This is a genomic window from Psychromonas aquatilis, assembly GCF_038155185.1.
GTDB classification, from domain to species: domain Bacteria; phylum Pseudomonadota; class Gammaproteobacteria; order Enterobacterales; family Psychromonadaceae; genus Psychromonas; species Psychromonas aquatilis.
This window is the reverse complement of the sequence record NZ_JBAKAZ010000028.1, coordinates 1-21,028: the sequence shown is the minus strand read 5'-3', so window position 1 is coordinate 21,028 and position 21,028 is coordinate 1. Positions and strand designations below refer to the sequence as shown.

Here is a 21,028-nt window from a genome sequence, read left to right as displayed (position 1 = left end):
CGCATTACACACTATTATAAAATAGTCATGATTAAGCGTTGAGCTCAGTTAAAACTTGATCGATCGTATCGGCAATAAAATCAGCTTCTTCATGTGTTAATGTTAAAATTGGGCATAAACAAAGCGTATTATTTAAGAATTTAAATGAACGATTTGTACGACCAATAATTAATCCTTTTTGCATACACATACCGGCAATTTTAATGGCAACTTGTTCATCGACGGGTGCTTTTGTTTGCTTGTCTGTGACGAGCTCAATGCCTAATAACAAACCTTTACCACGTACATCACCAATAATACTATGTTTTGTCGCTAAGTCTTTGAGCTTGTTCAATAAGTATTCACCGACTACGGCAGTATTTTCTACCAAATTTTCTCGTTCAAGTATTTTTAAATTAGCCAATGCAGCGGCTGGGCCTGATGTACAACCTGCATAGGTACTAATATCTCGGAAATAGGCTTCTCGGTCGCTTCCATCAGCCAAAAACTCGTTGAAGATAGCTTCTGTTGTGACAACACATGAGATAGGCGCATAACTAGATGCAACCCCTTTAGCTAAGGTAACAATATCAGGTTTAATGCCATAGTGTTGGTAACCAAACCATTTTCCGGTTCTGCTCATGCCACAAACTACTTCATCAATATGTACCAGAACATTATATTTTTTGCAGATTTCCATCACCGCAGGCCAATAACCTTCCGGTGGTGTTATGACGCCACCGCCCGCTGTGATTGGTTCAAAAATGACTGCGCCGACTGTTTCTGGCCCTTCACGTAGAATCACTTTTTCTAATTCTTTTGCTGCTAAAATGCCGTAATCTTTAACGTCACCAAATTGACTTCTGTATTCACAACAATGTGGAAATTCAACAAAACCAGGTGCAAATGGACCGTAATGTAAACGTCGTTCTTCCTGACCCGTTGCACTTAATGCACCAATTGTTGTGCCATGGTAATCGCGCTCTCGGTATAATATTTTATTCTTTTTGCCACCGTATTTTAGTTGTGAAATTTGACGCACAATTTTAAAGGCTTTTTCATTTGCTTCAGAGCCAGAGCTTGCGTAATAAACGCGACTCATGCCCGGCATCTTCTCTAATAGTTTTTCTGCAAATTCTGCCGCAGGTTCTGTTCCGGTTGTACTACCAAAAAAGTTAAGTTTAACAAGTTGATCTCTTACTGCATCTGCAATCTCTGTGCGACCATAGCCAACATTAACACACCAAACACCACCAGAAGACGCATCGAGATAATTATTACCTTTTGCATCAGTAATACGAGTTCCTTTCCCTTCAACCATCACCATTGGATCTTGCTTTTTAAGGCCACTGTGTTGGCTCAAATGATGCCATACGTGATTACGATCTTTTTCAATTAATTGACGCATTTGTGAATCCATTTCCTGATCTCCTGTTATCGAGCTAAATTTTTGTCTATTTAAAATTAACTTAGTCCTTAACCCTATTCCTAGCGCCAACTTTTTTTTCCATGGTTCCAAATAAAATTAAAATTTTTAAGCAAAAGGTGGCGCTAACGTTATTTATCTTTGGCTCTAACATAAGTGTTGTAATGCATTGATAGTGTTTGCCAAGCTCACTCATTGTAAGGAAGTTAAGTGGAACAAATTTGGTATGTGATTCCAGTAGTCATGTTTGCTGCAGCAGTACGAGGCTATAGTGGTTTTGGCTTTGCCGTTATTGCTGTGGTAGGGCTTAATTTCTTTTTTGAACCTAAACAGAGCGTGGCTATTGTTCTTTCGTTAGACTTGATATGTAGCATTAACTTATGGAAACAGGCGATTAAACAGGCTGATTTCTCAGTGCTTAAAAACTTAATATTAGGATCGATTTTAGGTATTCCCATTGGTTATTGTTTTTTGTTATTTATCCCCGCTGATATTTTAAAACTGTTGATTTGTATTGCCATATTAGTCCTTGCTATGTTGTTATTTTCTAGCTTTAGACCTTTTGATGCGAGCAAGAATAGTAGCAAAATAGGGTTTGGTTTAGCCTCTGGAGTGGGCACCGCGAGCGCGTCAATTGGTGGCCCCATGATTGTGTATTACATGTTATCAAGTCATTTGAATACAAGTACCCAACGAGCAACGATGATCTTATTTTTTATCGCCAGTGAAGGGATTGCAATTATGTCATTAATTGCTGGTGGACAAACCGATAGCACCTTATTTAAAGCAGTGCTTATACTGATATTACCAACGTTATTAGCGGTCAAATACGGACAATACCAGTTTAATAAAAAGCCGCCAGAGTCGCTAAAGAGCTTCGCGTTACCGATTATGGTTATTGTGGCAGTGTTAGGCATGGTTCCAAGTGCGATGACATTTATAGGATAAAAGCAGGCTTCATCTTTTTGATTTGCAGCTATGTCATTGAAAAATGAGTGATGGAAGAGGTAAGTTTCACGAAAACCAGCGATAAAGTGCTTTCGTTAGATTTTCGTGAATTTATATAACTAGATAGTTTTAACCATTAATATTAACTACTACACGGCCACGTACCTTTCCTGTAATCAGTTGATTAGCTGTTGTTATTGCTTGGTCTAGCGTTATCTCTTGAGCAATATCATCTAGTACATCTTTATCTAATAATGTCGCTAAACGTTCCCATGCTTCGATCCTATCTGCAGTAGGGCGCATCACACTATCAATACCTGCTAATGTGATGCCTCGTAAAATAAATGGCATCACAGTGCTTGGTAAATCCATGCCTTGTGCTAAACCACAAGCTGCAACGACGCCACCGTATTTTAGGCTGGCACAAATATTCGCTAAAGTATGGCTACCTGCTGAATCGATCGCGGCAGCCCAACGCTCTTTCGCTAATGGGCGACCAGGTTCAGATAGCTCAGCGCGATCAATAACCTCTGCTGCACCTAATTTTTTAAGGTAGCTTGCTTCCTCAACTCGGCCCGTTGATGCCACTACGCGATAACCTAACTTACTTAATAAAGTGATGGCAAAGCTACCAACGCCACCATTGGCACCTGTGACTAGAATGTCACCTTTATCAGCGGTTATTCCATGTTTTTCTAAAGCCAGTACACATAACATTGCTGTGTAACCCGCGGTGCCAATGGACATGGCTTGTCGCGCAGAGAAGGCAGTTGGTAGCGGGATTAACCAATCACTTTTTAAACGTGCTTTTTCAGCTAGTCCGCCGCAATGCACTTCACCGACACCAAACCCATTTAATAACACTTGGTCACCTGATTGAAACTTTTTAGCATTGCTATCAATGACGGTACCCACTAAATCAATACCGGGGATCATTGGAAAATGACGCACAACAGGGCCTTTACCTGTGATAGCCAGCGCATCCTTATAATTTAAAGTGCTGTATTCTACTTTGATCGTGACATCACCTTCTGGTAATAGCGCTTCGTCAATTTGTTGTATTGTAGAGCGATAACCCTGTTCGTCTTTCTCGATTAAAATGCCATTGAACATAACTACTCCTATCAGACTCGTTGTCTATTGATAATAATAAAAATTTATTGTGGTAAGGTTGCAAGAAAGTGCTTGAAGTAATTGTCTATTGGCTCGCAGCTTTGCACTAATCTACTGCGACTCACTGCACCTTCCCAACCAATCCAAAAACCATCTGCTAATAACTCACAATCGGCGTCAATTGCTAATTCTTTGTGTATTTGAGCTTGCTTTAAACAGGCTGCAATACGTTGTTGCCAGGATTTAAATATGGCAATTAATAATGGGCGGAAGCTTTCTGGTAATAAATCTACTTCTTGCCCTAAATTACCCACTAAACAGCCTCGTTTGAAATGGTGACGAGTAATGCCTGATTTGGCACTCTCAACAAAGCGATTAATACGAGCGAGTGGTGAGTAGGTTTCATCTAACAAATACTTGTCTAATTTATTTTCAAAATACAGCGCATAGCTTTCAATAATTGCTAATCCAAATGCTTCCTTATTAGTAAAGTAATAATAAAAAGAACCTTTAGGTACACCTACTTTTTTTAAAATAGGGTCGATGCCAGAAGCAGCGAAGCCACTTTCAGTGAGTTGCTCAAGACCGCTGCGAATTAAAGCCGCTTTTGTTTCACTACTATGCTGTGAATGTTTTGAGGGTCTACCACGTCGTGGTTTTTGTATTGTCATTGTCATAATATGAATAATAGACCGATCGTCTATTTAATTGCAAAATCTTTTATTAAAAATGTAGAGGTGCAGTCTTTTTAGCTTTTATTTTTGTAGAAGGGAGAAAGTATCGGGAAGGTTAGGGGGTAAAAAAGGCCCATTTAAAACGTCAAATAGGCTTTTAGGGTAAATGATAAACGAGAGTTTAGTGGCGGTTATTTAAATAATAGAAGGTCGCTTGTGCAGCATCTCCTCCGGTATTATTTTGATTGTAAACGCCAGCTTTAAAGTACATGTATTGACCATCTTGATCGTAACCACTATTGGACATATCAAAAGTGCTAACAACATCATCTTTTCCATCGCGCATAATCGTTACGCTTAATAGGTCTCCAACAACTTTTATTTGATAATAGAATTTTTCATCCAATGCAATACCATCGCTTGGGTTACTGGCATTATCACTTCGGCTTCCGATCATGTTAACCCATACTTCTGAGCCTGTTCGTGGCTCATGAGCAAAATAAATCGATCCTTTGCTGTTGTTTGGTAGTTTTCGGTAGTAAAGGCGTACAGGTTCATCATCTTTTGCGTGTATTTGCCCTATTATGACACGTCCAATTTGGTAATCGTCGCCGCTAGTAGTAACTTGGTTAACTGCAAGGGTTGCATCTAAAATACCATCGACACCACCTGCTTTAGCTTGCTCGCTTGTTGATGTTGAAGAGAATACCCAGTTGTTTTTATTGACGCCTTGAGTGGAAATACTAGTATCACCTTCTCTTAACATTTCACGTAGTTCAGTACGTGTATAAGCGGTATTTTTTGAGGTTTTATAACCTTCTCCATCATCATAGAAAACCATGCCGCCATCATCTGTAGAGGTGTAAAAGTAAGGGTACTCTTCAAAACCGTCGTTTAGATCGTCTTCTTTAATTGAATCTGCTGTGCCACTGTTATCATCATCGGTTGGAATACTTAAATACCAACTAGCTAAATTAAAGTTTTCTGAAGGTGCTTCTGTTTCATCTAATGCTGCAAATGGTAGCTTGCTGTCATTAAGGATCAGGCTTTTGAATTGCACCGTACTGGTACCATTTTCAAATTGGTTATAAACACCGACTTTGAAATAACTATAAAGTGCATCCCAGTAAGTGATATCGAAATTTACTTTTTGCTGGTCATCGACATCAATTTTTAAACGGCTATCACCTACTTCAATATCAAATTTGGTTGGCGTTGCTGAGTCATAATCTGCTAGGTAATAAAAATCATAGGAATCCGGGCAGTTGGCATTGTAGTTATCACCACTTGAATTACTACACTCAAAGTCATTGGTTTTAATGATTGCCCAGTAAGCGTTACTGTAAGCATCGCCTGTATCATCATCGGTGCGGCTTTCTCCATCCCAAACAATACGTAACAATGGGTGTGATAATACCGAATCATCTGTTTTAGCTGATGTACCTTTGTTATGCACTTGCATTAAGGTCATCTCTTGTCCATCACTGCTATTAGCTACTGATGCACTTGGGTTGATCGGTAATACCTCTGCACTTAAGGTATAAATTTTACTGGTATTCGTTTTAAAGTTATCAACAAAGCGTAACTCAGAGCGGTTGCTGTCATCACTCATAGAGAACGTTAGCCACCCTGTGTCGCTATCAATATAGAAATAGTCATTATCAAACCCGTTATATTCACCTGCGTCCACTACATCGCTTTTACTGCTACTTGGTGGATTGTTTTGTTGTAAATTGGCTTGGTTAAGTGCCTTAATATAAGCAGGGACATCGTATGGAACTTGATTGGCTTGTGTAGGTGCAGTGGTTGAACCTGAGTTAGACGGGCTTTCTGTTGTGTCATTGCTGCCACCACTTCCACCACTCCCGCCACACGCAGAAAGGATAACTGATAATAAAGTGATTGCTGGTATTTGAAGTTTCACGGTTTGAGTTCCATGTTTATGATAGTTGGAAATAGAAAAAGGCTTGTTAAAGTAATTAGAGTAAGTTTTTATAAATATATTGAATATGATGGGAGCTTAATAAGCTGAACTTAATAATTAAGCCCAGCTTATTAACTTATCATGTTGGTATTTTACAACCCAAATTGAGTTGCACGCTCTATGATTTGTGCTTCGGTTAATGCAGTATTCCAAGTTGCTATATTATCTAAGCTACCGTCAAGGTTTTTATCTGAATTACTTGAACCTCCACCTATCACAAACTTATCTGTTGCTACGTTTTTTGCTGGCTTAAAAGTAACGCTTTTACTTTCAGACTTAACACCATTAATATAAATAGTAATTGTTCCATAATCATCGTTACTTGATTCGGAGTTATACCAATTATATTAAATAAGTGATCTAAATTTTGCGCAGGAAAAATGACTGAGTTCAAGGCGTAATTTGAGTTAAATAGTTGTTCTATTTGCGAAAATGACAACGAAGAAATAAGTTATTTTAACAAGTAAAATAGATCAGTTAATTAGTGTGATTGGTATTATATACTGCTGCTATATGATTCCATGATTCAGTTGTTAAAGGATTGGAAGTAGCCACTTCTGTTGATAAACCTTCTCCTGTTTCTGTATCAATTGCCCCATATATTTTAAATTTAACAGTGCTATCATCTTTTTCAATATATGTTTTAAATCCTAAATATTCTTTAGTATCTGCAAAATCAATAAGTGCAACATCATTTGCAATCGTTCTACTAGATAGGTTTAAAACGGTTTCTAAAGTGAATGAGCCAGTAAGCTGATCAGCCCCAGATCCTGCTTCACTTGTATATTCTAAATGAGCATAAGGTTTATTACTTTCTTCTATATTGACATCTACTTCTTCTACTTCAGCTACATCCTGATCAAATTTTAATGCTGTATTTTCATCGCCTGTAGCTCCCATTGCTTGGCTAATTACAAACGTATCATTATTTGAGCCTTTTAAAGGGGTTGAAGCAGAGCCACTGTTTGTATATGCACCATTAGTAAAATTAAATTCATCTACTGCTTCAGGAAACTCACCATCGCCGCCTTCACTACCATCTCCACTGCCGCCTGCACTGCCATCATCGCCGCCTTCACTACCGTCTTCGCCGCCATCAGTAGAGCCTGTGCCGAAACTAACTATTTGCACTGTTGCTTCAGAAGAGCTCTTATTGTAAATAGCATCTGCATTGAGTTCTGGATCTAAAGATTCACCTTCAGTGTAAGAGTCAAAGTTATCGCTAAATACTGAGGCACCAGCGTCTTCGATAACCACATCATCTACATTGAATTCATGATTTGACTGCCCTGATGTATCGCCTAATTTAAATGAGATAACCGTTACTGGTGTTTTGTCTTTACTCGCATAAGGGCCAAAGAATGTTTCGCCTCCATCAAGCGAGAATGAATAAGTTGTTTCATCCCATTTTGCAACAAAATCAATAGCATCACCTTCAGTATAAGTGGCACCTTCTACTTCAATTTGATCGCCATTTTCATCACGTTGCTTGATGACACCATTACTAGCAAAAATAATATCACCATGCAGGTTACTGTTTGAAGTACCTTCTGAATAAATAGATACGTAGCCTGTATTTTTTGTTTCTTCAGACGTAATAGTCGTATCTGAATCTAGTTGTAGTTGTAGTGTTGCACTAACTTGGCCTGACACAATTTCGCTAACCTGTGCGGCATCTGCTAGTTTAACTCTTAGTTCACCACCATCATCTATTAGTGTATCTAGAATTTGAGCAGCTAGGTTTGTACCTGAACCTGAGTCAGTACCAGAGCCTGAACCAGTACCTGAACCAGTACCTGAATCAATACCAGAGTCAGTTCCTGAACCTGAACCACTATCTGTAGAATTTGGGGTTATGTCATCACAGCCAAAAAGTAATACAGCACTTAGTGCTGCTGCCACTTTAGTTAATTTCATTTTTTGTCCCTTTTTCATATTCATTCCCTTCTGCTAAATATCTTTAGTATGATTTATAAGCTTATTCTTAAGGAAGCTCATGGAAGAGGCAAACACGCTGTATGAATAAAATGATCTTGCTCTCATTGATGCCCTTTTATGGTCAATAAAGGAGATCTAAGCAACATTTTTAAGCTTGTTTTTAAGGGTATTTGTATGTTTATTTGCTTGTTTTTATCCTGTTGAAAGTTAAATTATTTCAAAATAAAAGCTTTATTCTGTTCTTCATTCTTAATTTTTTTATTAGAAAATCAAATGGAAATGTAAGGGGTAATAAATTAAGTTCTTTTAAATCAGTAGCATATGATTTTCTTTTAATGTTTTTTATTTTTTAGACTTTAAGTGTAAAAGTACAAGGGTACGTAATAGTCATTTTAATATCACGTTTATATTCTTGTATGATTAAATGGATTTTTATGAGAGTCGTTATTATTGTATTTGTGGTATTTATGTTTAATTTTTAAGATAAATGTTGTTGTGACATCACAAATAAATACATAGAAGCTTTATGTCATTGTGGTTGTTGATATGCACTGGTATTGAGCAAATAGTAAATAATACTACTACTGTTCGATAGGTTTATTAGGTGGATAAGAAGCTAAATCTAGCCATTAATACACATAAAAAATAAGATTGTTATGCACAGTATGACACTTTGTATGATGGGAATAGGGAAAGCGTAACCCGCTATAGATTAGTGTGTTGAAATGTAGTGTGCGGAAATCAATAAGGTATAAAAAAACGGCTATCAAGCTAGATTAATAGCCTGGATAGCCGTTAGATTCATTGATTATCTAATTACTTTTCTAATGAAGTGAAGTAATCAAAGATTTTTGGTACGTCGTTTTGACCAAGACCAGCATCAACAGCTGCTTGTAAGTTTGCAGATGTACCTTCAGCAATTAAAGATTTAGTGTTTAAATCGTTACACATAGCAACAAAGTAACCAAGGTCTTTGTTTGCATTAGCAACAGAGAAACCTAATTTTTCTTCGCCATCTACAGCGTAGAATTTAGTGAATTGCATGAAAGGAGAGTTTGATGGACCAGCTGACATGATGTCAAATAATTGTTGACCGTCAACACCAGCTGCTTTAGCTACTGCGAATGCTTGTGACATAGCAGTTACTGTAGTCATACCGATGAAGTTATTGATTAATTTAGTTGTATGACCAGCACCTAATTTACCTAGATGGAATACGTTTTCGCCTTGCTCTTCTAGAAGAGGTTTAACTTTTTCAAATGTCTCAAGGTCACCAGCAGCCATGATGTTTAATAGACCATCTTTAGCGTGTGCAGGTGTACGACCTAGTGGTGCATCGATCATACCACAACCTTTTTCTGCTAGTTGTGCACCGATTTGGATTGTAGAAGCAGGGATAGATGTACCGAAGTCAATTAATGTAGATCCTGGTTTGATACCAGCTAAAACACCATCTTCACCGTTAACGATTTTTTCAACAACAGCTGAAGTTGTAAGACAAAATTCAACAACGTCAGAAGCCGCTGCTAATTCTTTTGCAGAAGTAAATTGAGTTGCGTTACCACGAGCAAGCACAGCATCAACTGCATCTTGGCTTAGGTCCATTACGTTTACTTGGTAGCCACGTTTTTGTAGGTTTTCAACCATGTTGCCGCCCATAAGGCCAAGACCGATAAAACCGATTACTGGTTTAGTCATAATATTTAACTCCTGAATATATTAATTGTATGATGATTTAAAATCGTGGTAAATGATATAGATCTGATCCAATGATAGCAATCGTTGATACTTTATAAGTGCTGATTTTGTGTTAATAATTGAAGATTGATCAAGGTGAGGTAAAGAAGTTTTGCAAATAAATTGCCAATTATCTTTATTGTAAAGTCGTTAAATTCACTGATTAATGAGTAAGTTATAGGATTAAGGCTAGAATAAAAACTGGCTGCTTTACAACCAGTTTTTAATATTTATTTAATCAATAATGTTATGTCATGGTAACAAACTCTTCTGAGCCTGTTGGGTGAATCGCAACAACACTATCAAAATCAGCTTTAGTCGCGCCCATTTTCATTGCCACAGCGAAGCCTTGAATCATTTCGTCAACAGTAAAGCCGATACCGTGAAGGCCTACGACCACTTCATTATCACCAGCACAAACCAATTTCATTTTGCATGGCTGGCGGTGTTTAGTAACTGCTGAATACATAGCAGTAAAGCCAGATTGGTAAACTTTAACGTTTTTCTCGCCATATTGCTCAACCGCTTCAGATTCCGTTAGACCAATGGTACCAATCGGTGGGTGACTAAATACAACTGTTGGGATCAAGTTGTAATCCATTTTAGCTTCAGGCTTGTTGTTAAATAAACGTTCTGATAACTGACGACCTGCTTTTATTGCGACAGGGGTAAGCTCTACGCCATTTTCCATAATATCGCCGACACAGTAAATCCCAGGGATATTCGTTTCTTGGTACTCATCGACCTTGATATAACCAGCTTTGTTGGTTTCAACGCCTGTTGCTGATAAGTTGATTTGGTCAGTGCTAGGGTGACGACCAATAGCCCAAATTAACGTATCAACATTTTGACTTTGACCATTTTCTAGGTGCAATGTGATGCTACCATCATCTTCTTTAGTGACTTCTTTTGGTGTTGAGTGAGTATGCAGGGTAGGGCCTTCAGCTGCCATTACCTCGACTAACGTGTCAACGATTAATGGGTCAAAGCTACGTAAAGGTGATTCTTTACGCACAAAAAGATGTGTCTCTGTACCTAGTGCACTTAAAACACCAGCGATTTCTACTGCAATATAACCAGCACCGACGATAGCGACACGTTTTGGTTGCTCAACAATATCAAAGAAACCGTTTGAGTCGATACCTAATTCCGCACCAGGAATGTTTGGAATAGTAGGGCGGCCACCTGTTGCAATAGTAATGTGTTTAGCTGTGTATTGTTTGCCGTCAACTTCAACGGTATTTTTATCTACAAAAGTCGCAAAACCTTTAATTACTTCGACTTTGTTTTTTCCTAAAACACGGTCATAAGACTCATGGATGCGACCGATATAAGCTTGACGGTTTTCAACCATTTTTGCCCAACTAAAGCCTTTTACATCTAAATCAAAGCCGTAATCTTCAGCGTAAAGGTTAATCGCTTCGGCAACTTGTGCTCCGTGCCACATTACTTTTTTAGGTACACAACCTACATTAACACAAGTACCACCAAGATCTTTCGCTTCGATAATGGCAACTTTTGCACCATACATTGAAGCACGATTTGCTGAAGCGATACCGCCGCTTCCGCCACCAATACAGATGTAATCAAAATCAAATTGTTTGTCGCTCATGGAGACCTCATTTTATTCTAGAATACTGAAAGCTAATTGAAATTTTTTGAATAGGGTTAAGTTACAGTATTCCCGTAATAAACCATAGTGCTGAGGTGGAATTTTTTATTTTATGTTAGCTAAAGTCTCAATAACTGAAGTATTTATTCTGAGGAGTAAGGGAGAGAGGGGCTTTATCAGAATGCTTTGTAAGCATCCTGATAAATTAATGGCTTTTTATATTTAGAGAGTACAGATTAGCTGTTTATATCCAACTAAATAGACAAGTCGCCTATTATTAGCCTTTAGTTACCATGTCGTAGGCCCATGTTAACCATGGTGTTAATGCTTCTAAATCGCTTTGTTCAACCGTACTACCACACCAAATACGTAAGCCACTAGGCGCATCTTTATATGCACCAATATCAAAAGCAACTTCTTTATCAGCAAGTAATTTAATAAATTGCTTCAATTGCTGATCGGATAAATCAACAGAGAAACATACGCTGGTGTTGGAGCAAATATCTTCGCTTTCTGCTAAAAATTGGATCCATTCATTATTTGCAACAAATTCGCTTAATACAGCAAGGTTAGCTTGAGATTTTTGGATACAAGCTTCAACGCCGCCAATTGACCTAACCCAGTTTAATGCATCCTGATAGTCTGCTACACACAACATAGAAGGTGTATTAATCGTTGCGCCTGTAAAAATACCATCAATTAATTTGCCACCGGCGGTTAAACGAAATATTTTTGGTAGTGGCCAGCTTGGAGTGTAACTTTCTAAACGTTCAACGGCTCGTGGGCTTAAAATAATTACGCCGTGACCACCTTCGCCACCTAATACTTTTTGCCAGCTAAAAGTGGTTACATCTAATTTTTCCCAAGGCATCGACATCGCAAAAACGGCAGAAGTGGCATCACAAATAGTCAGTCCACCACGTTGTTCACTAATGAAGTCTGCATTGTTAACCTTGACACCTGAGGTCGTTCCATTCCAAGTGAAAATACAATCATTTTCAGGGTTAACCTGGCTAAGATCAGGCAGTTGTCCATAACCCGCTTTGATCTCATTTACCTTTTCTAGTTTTAGTTGTTTAGTGATATCAGTAAACCAACCTTTACCAAATGATTCCCAATAACAAATATCAACAGCGCGTGGGCCCAACATTGACCACATGATCATTTCCATTGCCCCAGTATCAGAAGCAGGTACGATACCAACACGATAACCTTCAGGCAGATTCAATAGCTCAGCAGTATCATCTATTACTTTTTGCAAAGCACCTTTACCCAATGCAGAGCGATGTGAGCGACCTAGTGTTGATGTATCTAATGAAGCTAAGCTGTATCCAGGTCGTTTAGCACAAGGGCCAGATGAAAAGTTAGGTGTGTTCGGTTTAATCGTTGGTTCTGGGGTACTCATTGAATCGGGTCCTTTTAAAGCAATTTAGGTGAGGGAGGATAAAAAATAATGTTATTTGCCTATGCTGTACAGCATTATTTTAGCTAATACTTAATTAATTAACAGGTTATTGTTTAATTGCAGTCTGTATGAGAATGGCCAACAAGTAGTTAAATCTTCTTAAGCCAATAAATACGTCATTAAGATTAAACACAAGATTGAATATAAGGCGATTGGTTAAAATAAGAGTAGAGAAAGAAAGTAGTAATGCACCAGAAAGCCTAAATTTAGGTAATAAGCGTGATAAAAAGAGTTGTTTGATTACTTTACAGTCAGTTGTTTCATTTTCATTAAAAAAGCGCTTTACTTTATTTTTGGCTTAGGTATTATCCGTTCCGTCTGCAGGGGTGTAGTTCCAACGGCAGAACGACGGATTCCAAATCCGTATGTTGGGAGTTCGAATCTCTCCACCCCTGCCACATTTTATATGAAGCCTCGACATTGTCGGGGCTTTGTTGTTTCTAGGGTTATCAAAACGTTAGGTAGCTTTATTCCTTAATATTAAATTTTATACTGCTTGTTTTGACCTTTTTCCTATAGATATTCCTGTATATATTTCAATTTTCAATCGCTTTAAAAAATTATAATCCATTATTCTTTCCTAAAGTTGCTTTTTTATTCTTACTCCCTGCATTTCAAGGTTATTTGCAATTCTGTGATAAATGTTTGTTTTTAAAGCTCATATTAGTTTTATCATACGTAATACAATTATCTTATTTCACATTCTTATACCAATTATATTAAATAAGTGATCTAAATTTTGCGCAGAAAAAATGACTTAGTTTAAGGCGTAATTTGAGTTAAATAGTTGTTCTATTTGCGAAAATTACAACGAAGAAATAAGTTATTTTAGCAAGTAAAATAGATCAGTTAATTAGTGTGATTGGTATTAGTTTGAATAGGGTTTAAAACGTCCATGCAATCAAATATTTAATTATTACTTTAGGAGTTCTCGTGGTCATAAATCGTCATTTATCAAAATACTCATCTTTAATTGCGTTGGTAACAACGTTATTTTTTTCAGGCTCTATATTTGCTCAAACGTTTGTTAATACAGATGCTCAAAAATTAGAGCAAACAAAAGTAAGTTTGCAAAATAAAACGGCATCAGCAGAAAGTTTAGCTGCTTACCAAGAGTTACTATCTCAAGCTGATGAGTTATTAGCGACTAAAAACCAAAGTGTGATGGACAAGGGGTTTACTGCACCTTCTGAAGATAAGCATGATTATCTTAGTCTAAGCCGCTATTGGTGGCCAGATCCAAGCAAAGAAGATGGCTTACCATGGATTCGTAAAGATGGACAAACAAATCCAGACACTCAAAAAGGGGATGTTGATAAAGGAAGAATAGAATTTACGACTAAGAGCATCCAAGATCTTTCTTATGCTTATTATTATTCTGGAAATGAAAAGTATGCTGAAAAAGGTGTTAGCCAAATCCGTACATGGTTTTTAGATGATGCGACTCGCATGAACCCAAACCTTCAATATGCTCAAAGTGTACCAGGTAATGACAATGGTCGTCGTTCAGGCATATTAGATGGACGTATCATTCCACAACGTGTTTTGGATTCAATCACAATTTTCTCTGCATCTAAATACTGGACTGCTGATGATGAGAAAAAGATGAATGCTTGGTTAACTGAATACTTAACTTGGTTAACAGAAAGTGATCTAGGGAAAGAGGGAGCAAAACAGACAAATAACCACGGTTCTTGGTATGCATACCAAGTGTCAGCAATTGCACTTTATTTAGATAAAACTGAAAAAATTGCACCTGCTGTTGAATTGGCACAAACTATTTTTGCTGGCCAATTTGATAAAGAAGGGGCGCAACCTCATGAATTAGAGCGTACTCGTTCTTATTTCTACAGTGCTTTTAATCTTGATGCATTAACAGCTGTTGCAATGGTTGCAGATAAAGCTGATATTTCTTTTTGGGATACTAAAGCAGAAAACGGCGCGACGTTATTAACAGGTATTGATTTCTTAATTCCAGCAGCTAATGGTGCTGAGTGGACTTATAATATTAGTGTGCAAGGTGTCGTGCCTGATTACTTGATTCCTAGTTTAGCTCGTATTCCTCAAGATCTTCGCAGTGAAGCTGAGCAGTCTTTATTAGATGCTCGCATTGAAGGGCTAAAAAATAATGATAAGAAAGAGTTATACCAAGAGAAAATGTACTTTAGATACTTATTAAAAATGCCGTTATTTATTTAATCTGAAACATATTATAGATAATTAATACAAGGTCACCGTAAGGTTAATGTCGTTCAGCTTAAGTGAACGGCATTCAGTCTGTACAGTCATTTATGTGTAATATCAATATGTAATAGATCTTCATTAATACAGTTAAAGCTAGGTCTAAATTAAACTAGATCGTATTAAATCACTTTTAATATTATTCAAGGTGAAGAATTCCAAATCCGTATATTGGGAGTTCGAATCTCTCCCCTTGCCACATTTTATATGAAGCCTCGACAATTAATTGTCGGGGCTTTGTTGTTTCTACAACCCTCTATTTTTTTATTCATGTTAGTTTCTATTTTATCTACGCACTAATCCTTTTCTCTTCTGTTATTTTTTATATTATTTTAGTCATAATAATTTGCGTTAAATACCAAATAGTAATCTAATTTACGCTATCTAATTGTTTGAAATATGAAGTCCTGCCTGTACTATGTTATTAACCTTCCCCAGAAAATTAAAAGTGAGATTTAACTTATATGATAGATTTTTTTGCAGTCTTTATTTTCTTGTTTGCTGTAATAGACCCGATTGGCACTATACCTGTCTTTATTGGGGTCACTAGCTTATTTGATAAAAAAGAGAAAGTGAAAGTTGCATTAAAAGCGACCTTTTACTCTGCCATTATTCTACTCTTTTTCTTGGTGGCTGGTGAGTATGTAATGACTTCTATTGGTATTCCTTTATCTGCATTCCAAATTGCAGGCGGGATTATTTTATTTTTATTCGCTTTATCTATGATTTTTGGTGAAAGTAAACCCGATGTAGAGTTAAAGATTGCGCCAAAACAGAGTGAGACGGCCATTTTTCCTTTAGCGACACCATCAATTGCGAGTCCTGGCGCTATGTTGGCTATTGTATTATTAACTGAGAACTCCAAACATACAATTTGGGAGCAGACTCAAACCGCACTGGTCATGATCTCGGTTTTATTAATTACTATGGTACTTATGTTATTAGCGACACAAATTCATCGTGTTATTGGTAATGCTGGTGCAAGTTTAATTAGTCGTGTGATGGGGATGATATTAGCCTCAGTTGCGGTAACGAATGTGCTAGGGGGTGTTACCAGTTATTTTTCATTATCCCTTTAACTTTTATTGTTAATTTTAAAAAGCTTTTCACTTTATCTCTACCAATTTTCTTACACGAATAAACACAATGAAGCTTGTTACCCTAGCAAGCTTCAATGCAAACCCTTGGCTAATACCAATCACACTAATTAACTGCTCTATTTTACTTGTTAAAATAACTTATTTTTTCGTTGTGATTTTCGCAAATAGAACAACTATTAAAGAATTAACATCTTATCGTTAATTCTCCGATAGACTATTAACGAAGTTAATCGACGAAAGGCTTAAATTACGCCTTGAACTCAGCCATTTTTCCTGCGCAATGTTTAGAACATTTATTTAATATAATTGGTATAAGTAAGCGTTCCGCAAACCTCCCTTTAATAAGTTGGTTCAAAATAAAGGAAAGGGGGTATATGATGCGAATCATGTATAAGCTTTATACTGGTTAATAATGTCCGCTAACATTACCTAAACTGATGTAAATCATATCTATTGATGGTACTAAAAAGGTAAATTAGCAAACATTATTATTTACGTTCGAACTAACTTAGACTTTGCTTTATAATGTGCTCTATATCAAAGTATAGGCGATATCAGGTTGTATTGTGGCTTTGCCATTATGAAGCCTATTAGAACTAGGTAAAACAATAAGAATTCTATAGTTTTTAAATTAAATAAGAGGACTCATCATGTCAGTTAAAAAAATGGTTGATTTAGACTTAGCCGGTAAACGTGTATTTATTCGTCAAGATCTTAATGTGCCAATTAAAGATGGTAAAGTAACGTCTGACGCGCGTATTCGTGCTTCTATTCCAACTATCAAGTTAGCGTTAGAGAAAGGCGCTAAACTAATGATAACGTCTCACTTAGGCCGTCCAACTGAAGGTGCATCTGCTGAAGAAAACGCAGCATTCTCTTTACAACCAGTTGTTGATTACTTAAATGAAGCGCTAGATGTACCTGTTCGCTTAGCGACTGACTATTTAAATGGCCTTGAAGTAAACGAAGGTGAAGTTGTTGTTCTTGAAAACGTTCGTTTTAACAAAGGCGAAAAGAAAAACGATGAAACACTATCTAAGCAATTAGCTGCATTATGTGATGTATATGTAATGGATGCATTTGGTACGGCTCACCGTGCTCAATCTTCTACTAATGGTGCTGGTCTATTTGCTCCTGTTGCATGTGCTGGCCCACTATTAGCTGCTGAATTAGAAGCACTAGGTAAAGCAATGGACAAGCCAGCTCGTCCGTTAGTTGCTATCGTTGGTGGTTCTAAAGTATCGACTAAACTAACTGTATTAGAGTCTCTATCTAAAGTTGCTGACCAACTAGTTGTTGGTGGTGGTATTGCTAACACATTTATCGCAGCACAAGGCCACAATGTTGGTAAATCATTATATGAAGCGGACTTAGTTGATACAGCTAAAAAATTAATGGTTGATTGTGCAATCCCTGTTGCAACTGATGTTGCTTGTGCAAAAGCATTTGATGAAAATGCTGAAGCTGAAATTAAAAACGTTGCAGACGTGCAAGATGATGACATGATCTTCGACTTAGGTCCTGAATCAACTGCTGCATTAGCAACTATCTTAAAAGAAGCAAAAACAATTCTTTGGAACGGTCCTGTTGGCGTATTTGAATTCAAAAACTTTGAAGCGGGTACAGCTGGTATTTCTAAAGCAATTGCAGAGTCTGAAGCATTCTCTGTTGCTGGTGGCGGCGATACATTAGCAGCAATTGATAAATTTAATATCACGGCAGATGTTTCTTACATTTCTACTGGTGGTGGTGCTTTCCTTGAATTTGTTGAAGGTAAAGAGTTACCAGCTGTTGCAATGTTAGAATTACGTGCCAACGATTAATCAAATGTTTATAGCGAGTTTTTAACTCGCTTTTTTATACGTTATCTTTGTGCGATAATTAAAAGTATAAATATATTTTAAAATTTAATAATAGATAGGATGTATCACATGACTAAAATCTTAGACGTTGTAAAACCTGGTGTAATTACTGGTGATGATGTTCAAAAAGTATTTGCTGTTGCTAAAGAGCATAAATTTGCACTTCCAGCTGTAAATGTTGTTGGTTCTGATTCAATCAATGCTGTACTTGAAGCTGCTGCTAAAGTTAAAGCACCAGTTGTTATTCAGTTTTCAAATGGCGGCGCTGCGTTCAATGCTGGTAAAGGCCTTAAACTTGAAGGGCAAGAAGCGGCAATCTTAGGTGCTGTTTCTGGTGCTAAGCATGTTCACGCAATGGCTGCTGCTTACGGCGTTCCAGTTATTCTACATACTGACCACGCGGCTAAAAAATTATTACCATGGATTGACGGACTATTAGACGCTTCTGAAGCTCACTTCGCTGAAACTGGTAAGCCATTATTCTCTTCACACATGATCGACCTTTCTGAAGAGCCACTAGAAGAAAACATTGAAATCTGTGGTAAATACCTAGCTCGTATGGAAAAAATGGGTATGACGCTAGAAATCGAACTAGGTTGTACTGGTGGTGAAGAAGACGGTGTTGATAACTCTGATATGGATGAGTCTTTACTTTACACTCAACCATCAGAAGTTGATTATGCATACGTTGAACTATCAAAAATCAGCCCACGTTTCACTATCGCTGCTTCTTTCGGTAACGTACACGGTGTATACAAGCCAGGTAACGTTAAACTGACTCCAACAATCCTACGTGATTCACAAGCATACGTTTCTGAAAAGCACGGTATTGCTGCTGATGCATTAAACTTCGTATTCCACGGTGGTTCTGGTTCTTCTGAAGCAGAAATCCAAGAGTCTATCGGTTACGGTGTTATCAAAATGAACATCGATACAGATACACAGTGGGCATGTTGGGATGGTGTTCGCGGTTACGAAGCTGCTAACCGTGATTACTTACAAGGTCAAATCGGTAACCCAACGGGTCCTGATGCACCTAACAAAAAATACTACGATCCACGTGTATGGTTACGTGCAGGCCAATCATCAATGGTTGCTCGTTTAGAGAAAGCATTCTCTGATCTTAATGCTATCGACGTATTATAATTTATTGTTTACTCAGTAAATAACTAAGCCAGCTTAATTGCTGGCTTTTTTTTATCTAAAAAATGTCGATCTTTAGGTTATTACTTGCGGTTTGGAAGTGCATTCTTTTTTCTCTTGAAGGTAAAAAAAGCTGCTTTAAGTGAGTAATGAAAGCTGCGCAGTCTTGATCAGAGTAACTACTTTCAATACTGATATAAGTACTTAGCTTCTCTGGTGTTAAGTGAATCGTCAAATAATCTTGGTCTCGGATAGCGTTGAGGGAATATCCTTTAGGTTTAAAGCTAAAATGATCTATTGTTAACCCTTCAAAAAAATCATCTATTTTGATTGCCGATAAAATCTGTTCTTTTGGTACGTGTTTATTTTGTAAGCTGCATGAAAAATCACTTTGCAGTCCGTGAAACATATAGATATTCTGCGTTATGATGGTTTTATCTGAACACTCGCCAAATACAAATAAGTCCCCTTGGTACTTATCATTCCAGTGTTGTTGATGGCCATTAAAATATCTTTTTAATAATAGATTATCTTGTTCAAAGTTACTGCTTTGGCATTCTGGTTTTAGGGCTTGGTGACGTTGGAAAATAAGTGTGCTGATTGTTTCTTTTGTTAGTGCTTGTTGTAGAAAAAGAGCCGCTTTAACAAGCTGAGTATTACCACAGGTAATCAGCAACAGTTTGTTTTTCCATACAAATAAACTAGATTCTGAAAGTAAGTATGCTTTTATATCTGTATTCTCAATACAGGAGAGGATCTCTGCGCCTGAATGAGTCACTAATGTTTGCCAAAACAGCTCATCCAGTGCAAGTAGATTGACTTCTTTTGTGGCTAACAATAAGCGTTTCTCAGTGCCTTCATAGAACATGGTTAGTTCTATTGTTAATTGCGCTACCGACTAAACTGGATACAGCAATAGCCATATAAAAGGTACCGATAATACTTTCCATATAAACTAGAAAACGTGAAAGGGGAGTTGTTGCTAATAAATCACCAAACCCTGATGTAGTTAGTGTGACATAACTAAAGTAGATTAAATTGGGAAAATGATCTTGCCATTGCGTACCGTTTAATCCATTAAATGAGCTCGGAATAAACTCCATTAATAATAAATATAAAGTCGCCCAAATCAAACCTAGCAATAAATAAATACAAATAGAGCCGATGATATTGTTCTTGGTGATAGAGCCTGAGAAGAGGGCTTGTTTAGCAGCTTCTTTTAATGTGATGATGTAAAACAATAACATGAATATAAGGTGTAAATAGCTCAGACCGATAAAATCAAGCACGTGCACTAAAAATGCAGTAACACCTGTCCCTAAGACGAGCAACAAGCCACTCTTAAAGGCAAAACTACTAGATTTAACACTAAGTACCCCTATTGACATGGTAACCACTGTCATTCCCAATACTAGAGATTGCCCTAATGCTGTTCTTGCAAAAAACTGTTCAACACAAGCGCTAGAGAAAAGTAGCAGGATAAGAGAGAGTAAAAGATAAGAAAAGTTATCTTTGCCTGTTATTCTTTTAGGGGGCTGTTTGCTCATGTTGATTTGCTTTCCTATTTTTAATACGGGTATTGAAGTGTAGTTAATTAACATACGTATTTTAAGTTGTTGTCGTGCGGTATTCACTAAATTGATGAGGAAAGGTCCCAATATCATCAATTTAGTGAAAAATAGAATATTGCAGAGGGATTGTCTACTCTTTATATCAGTGATATCAGGAGGTAAAGGTTAGCTTTACTAGTCGTATTGACGTTCGCTTCGGGGCGGTGACTTTAGTCTCCCTGCTTGCATCAAAGCA

The 21,028-nt window shown here is 37.3% G+C and carries 16 protein-coding genes and 1 tRNA gene; 6 read left to right on the top strand and 11 right to left on the bottom strand.

All coding sequences use genetic code 11. The annotated features are described in order from the left end of the window. Positions 1-31: 31 nt before the first annotated feature. Positions 32-1,399, bottom strand: a complete 1,368-nt coding sequence (locus V6256_RS08785; RefSeq protein WP_341597835.1) for an aminotransferase family protein — start codon at positions 1,397-1,399, stop codon at positions 32-34. A 216-nt stretch (positions 1,400-1,615) separates the two neighbouring features. On the opposite strand from V6256_RS08785, the gene V6256_RS08780 reads away from it, so the two are divergent. Continuing rightward, positions 1,616-2,353, top strand: a complete 738-nt coding sequence (locus tag V6256_RS08780) for a sulfite exporter TauE/SafE family protein (RefSeq protein ID WP_341597834.1) — start codon at positions 1,616-1,618, stop codon at positions 2,351-2,353. 129 nt (positions 2,354-2,482) lie between these two features. Here the strand turns inward: V6256_RS08780 and acuI are convergent, their stop codons facing one another. From acuI to V6256_RS08740, 8 genes are all read right to left on the bottom strand, one after another. After that, complete coding sequence (gene acuI, locus V6256_RS08775) at positions 2,483-3,466, bottom strand: acrylyl-CoA reductase (NADPH) (RefSeq protein ID WP_341597833.1); 984 nt, start codon at positions 3,464-3,466, stop codon at positions 2,483-2,485. 44 nt (positions 3,467-3,510) lie between these two features. Continuing rightward, positions 3,511-4,143: an acrylate utilization transcriptional regulator AcuR gene (gene acuR / locus V6256_RS08770; RefSeq protein ID WP_341597832.1), complete on the bottom strand. Its 633-nt coding sequence runs from the start codon at positions 4,141-4,143 to the stop codon at positions 3,511-3,513. Positions 4,144-4,321: 178 nt separating this feature from the next. Then, positions 4,322-6,064, bottom strand: a complete 1,743-nt coding sequence (locus tag V6256_RS08765) for a polysaccharide lyase family 7 protein (protein ID WP_341597831.1) — start codon at positions 6,062-6,064, stop codon at positions 4,322-4,324. 152 nt (positions 6,065-6,216) lie between these two features. Continuing rightward, positions 6,217-6,426 carry a LamG-like jellyroll fold domain-containing protein gene (locus tag V6256_RS08760; protein ID WP_341597855.1) on the bottom strand — a complete coding sequence of 70 codons (210 nt, stop codon included), beginning with the start codon at positions 6,424-6,426 and terminating at the stop codon, positions 6,217-6,219. A gap of 175 nt (positions 6,427-6,601) precedes the next feature. Beyond that, on the bottom strand, positions 6,602-8,059 hold the full coding sequence (locus V6256_RS08755; protein WP_341597830.1) for a hypothetical protein: 1,458 nt from the start codon (positions 8,057-8,059) through the stop codon (positions 6,602-6,604). A gap of 819 nt (positions 8,060-8,878) precedes the next feature. Beyond that, on the bottom strand, positions 8,879-9,760 hold the full coding sequence (locus V6256_RS08750) for an NAD(P)-dependent oxidoreductase (protein WP_341597829.1): 882 nt from the start codon (positions 9,758-9,760) through the stop codon (positions 8,879-8,881). 286 nt (positions 9,761-10,046) lie between these two features. Further along, positions 10,047-11,411, bottom strand: coding sequence for a glutathione-disulfide reductase (gorA, locus tag V6256_RS08745; RefSeq protein ID WP_341597828.1), 1,365 nt, complete (start codon positions 11,409-11,411; stop codon positions 10,047-10,049). Between the two features lie 277 nt (positions 11,412-11,688). Further along, positions 11,689-12,816, bottom strand: coding sequence for a phosphoserine transaminase (locus tag V6256_RS08740; protein WP_341597827.1), 1,128 nt, complete (start codon positions 12,814-12,816; stop codon positions 11,689-11,691). A 382-nt stretch (positions 12,817-13,198) separates the two neighbouring features. Here V6256_RS08740 and V6256_RS08735 point away from each other — a divergent pair. The 5 genes from V6256_RS08735 to fbaA all read left to right on the top strand — a co-directional run bounded on the left by V6256_RS08735 (position 13,199) and on the right by fbaA (position 19,225). Beyond that, positions 13,199-13,274 (top strand) — tRNA-Trp (locus tag V6256_RS08735). Between the two features lie 535 nt (positions 13,275-13,809). Beyond that, positions 13,810-15,075: an alginate lyase family protein gene (locus V6256_RS08730; protein ID WP_341597825.1), complete on the top strand. Its 1,266-nt coding sequence runs from the start codon at positions 13,810-13,812 to the stop codon at positions 15,073-15,075. A gap of 506 nt (positions 15,076-15,581) precedes the next feature. Then, positions 15,582-16,196 (top strand): MarC family protein, encoded by a 615-nt coding sequence (locus V6256_RS08725; RefSeq protein ID WP_341597824.1) that lies wholly within the window; start codon positions 15,582-15,584, stop codon positions 16,194-16,196. A 671-nt stretch (positions 16,197-16,867) separates the two neighbouring features. Then, the gene (locus V6256_RS08720) at positions 16,868-18,040 is read left to right on the top strand and encodes a phosphoglycerate kinase (RefSeq protein WP_341597823.1); all 1,173 of its coding nucleotides are present in this window, start codon (positions 16,868-16,870) and stop codon (positions 18,038-18,040) included. A gap of 108 nt (positions 18,041-18,148) precedes the next feature. Then, positions 18,149-19,225, top strand: a complete 1,077-nt coding sequence (fbaA, locus tag V6256_RS08715; RefSeq protein ID WP_341597821.1) for a class II fructose-bisphosphate aldolase — start codon at positions 18,149-18,151, stop codon at positions 19,223-19,225. Positions 19,226-19,280: 55 nt separating this feature from the next. On the opposite strand, the gene V6256_RS08710 is transcribed toward fbaA, so the two are convergent. Further along, entirely contained in the window at positions 19,281-20,090 is an 810-nt protein-coding gene (locus V6256_RS08710) for an S-adenosylmethionine decarboxylase (RefSeq protein ID WP_341597819.1), read from the bottom strand. After that, positions 20,080-20,769, bottom strand: coding sequence for an ion channel (locus tag V6256_RS08705; RefSeq protein ID WP_341597817.1), 690 nt, complete (start codon positions 20,767-20,769; stop codon positions 20,080-20,082). The genes V6256_RS08710 and V6256_RS08705 overlap by 11 nt, the downstream gene beginning before the upstream one ends. Positions 20,770-21,028 lie beyond the last annotated feature (259 nt).

Excerpts from the sequence above, each read along its gene's own strand:
- acuR (WP_341597832.1), bottom strand. The coding sequence starts at position 4,143 with ATGACAATGACAATACAAAAACCACGACGTGGTAGACCCTCAAAACAT.
- V6256_RS08750 (WP_341597829.1), bottom strand. The coding sequence starts at position 9,760 with ATGACTAAACCAGTAATCGGTTTTATCGGTCTTGGCCTTATGGGCGGC.
- V6256_RS08755 (WP_341597830.1), bottom strand. The coding sequence starts at position 8,059 with ATGAAAAAGGGACAAAAAATGAAATTAACTAAAGTGGCAGCAGCACTA.
- V6256_RS08740 (WP_341597827.1), bottom strand. The coding sequence starts at position 12,816 with ATGAGTACCCCAGAACCAACGATTAAACCGAACACACCTAACTTTTCA.
- V6256_RS08725 (WP_341597824.1), top strand. The coding sequence starts at position 15,582 with ATGATAGATTTTTTTGCAGTCTTTATTTTCTTGTTTGCTGTAATAGAC.
- V6256_RS08785 (WP_341597835.1), bottom strand. The coding sequence starts at position 1,399 with ATGGATTCACAAATGCGTCAATTAATTGAAAAAGATCGTAATCACGTA.
- V6256_RS08720 (WP_341597823.1), top strand. The coding sequence starts at position 16,868 with ATGTCAGTTAAAAAAATGGTTGATTTAGACTTAGCCGGTAAACGTGTA.
- fbaA (WP_341597821.1), top strand. The coding sequence starts at position 18,149 with ATGACTAAAATCTTAGACGTTGTAAAACCTGGTGTAATTACTGGTGAT.
- V6256_RS08710 (WP_341597819.1), bottom strand. The coding sequence starts at position 20,090 with ATGTTCTATGAAGGCACTGAGAAACGCTTATTGTTAGCCACAAAAGAA.
- V6256_RS08705 (WP_341597817.1), bottom strand. The coding sequence starts at position 20,769 with ATGAGCAAACAGCCCCCTAAAAGAATAACAGGCAAAGATAACTTTTCT.
- acuI (WP_341597833.1), bottom strand. The coding sequence starts at position 3,466 with ATGTTCAATGGCATTTTAATCGAGAAAGACGAACAGGGTTATCGCTCT.
- gorA (WP_341597828.1), bottom strand. The coding sequence starts at position 11,411 with ATGAGCGACAAACAATTTGATTTTGATTACATCTGTATTGGTGGCGGA.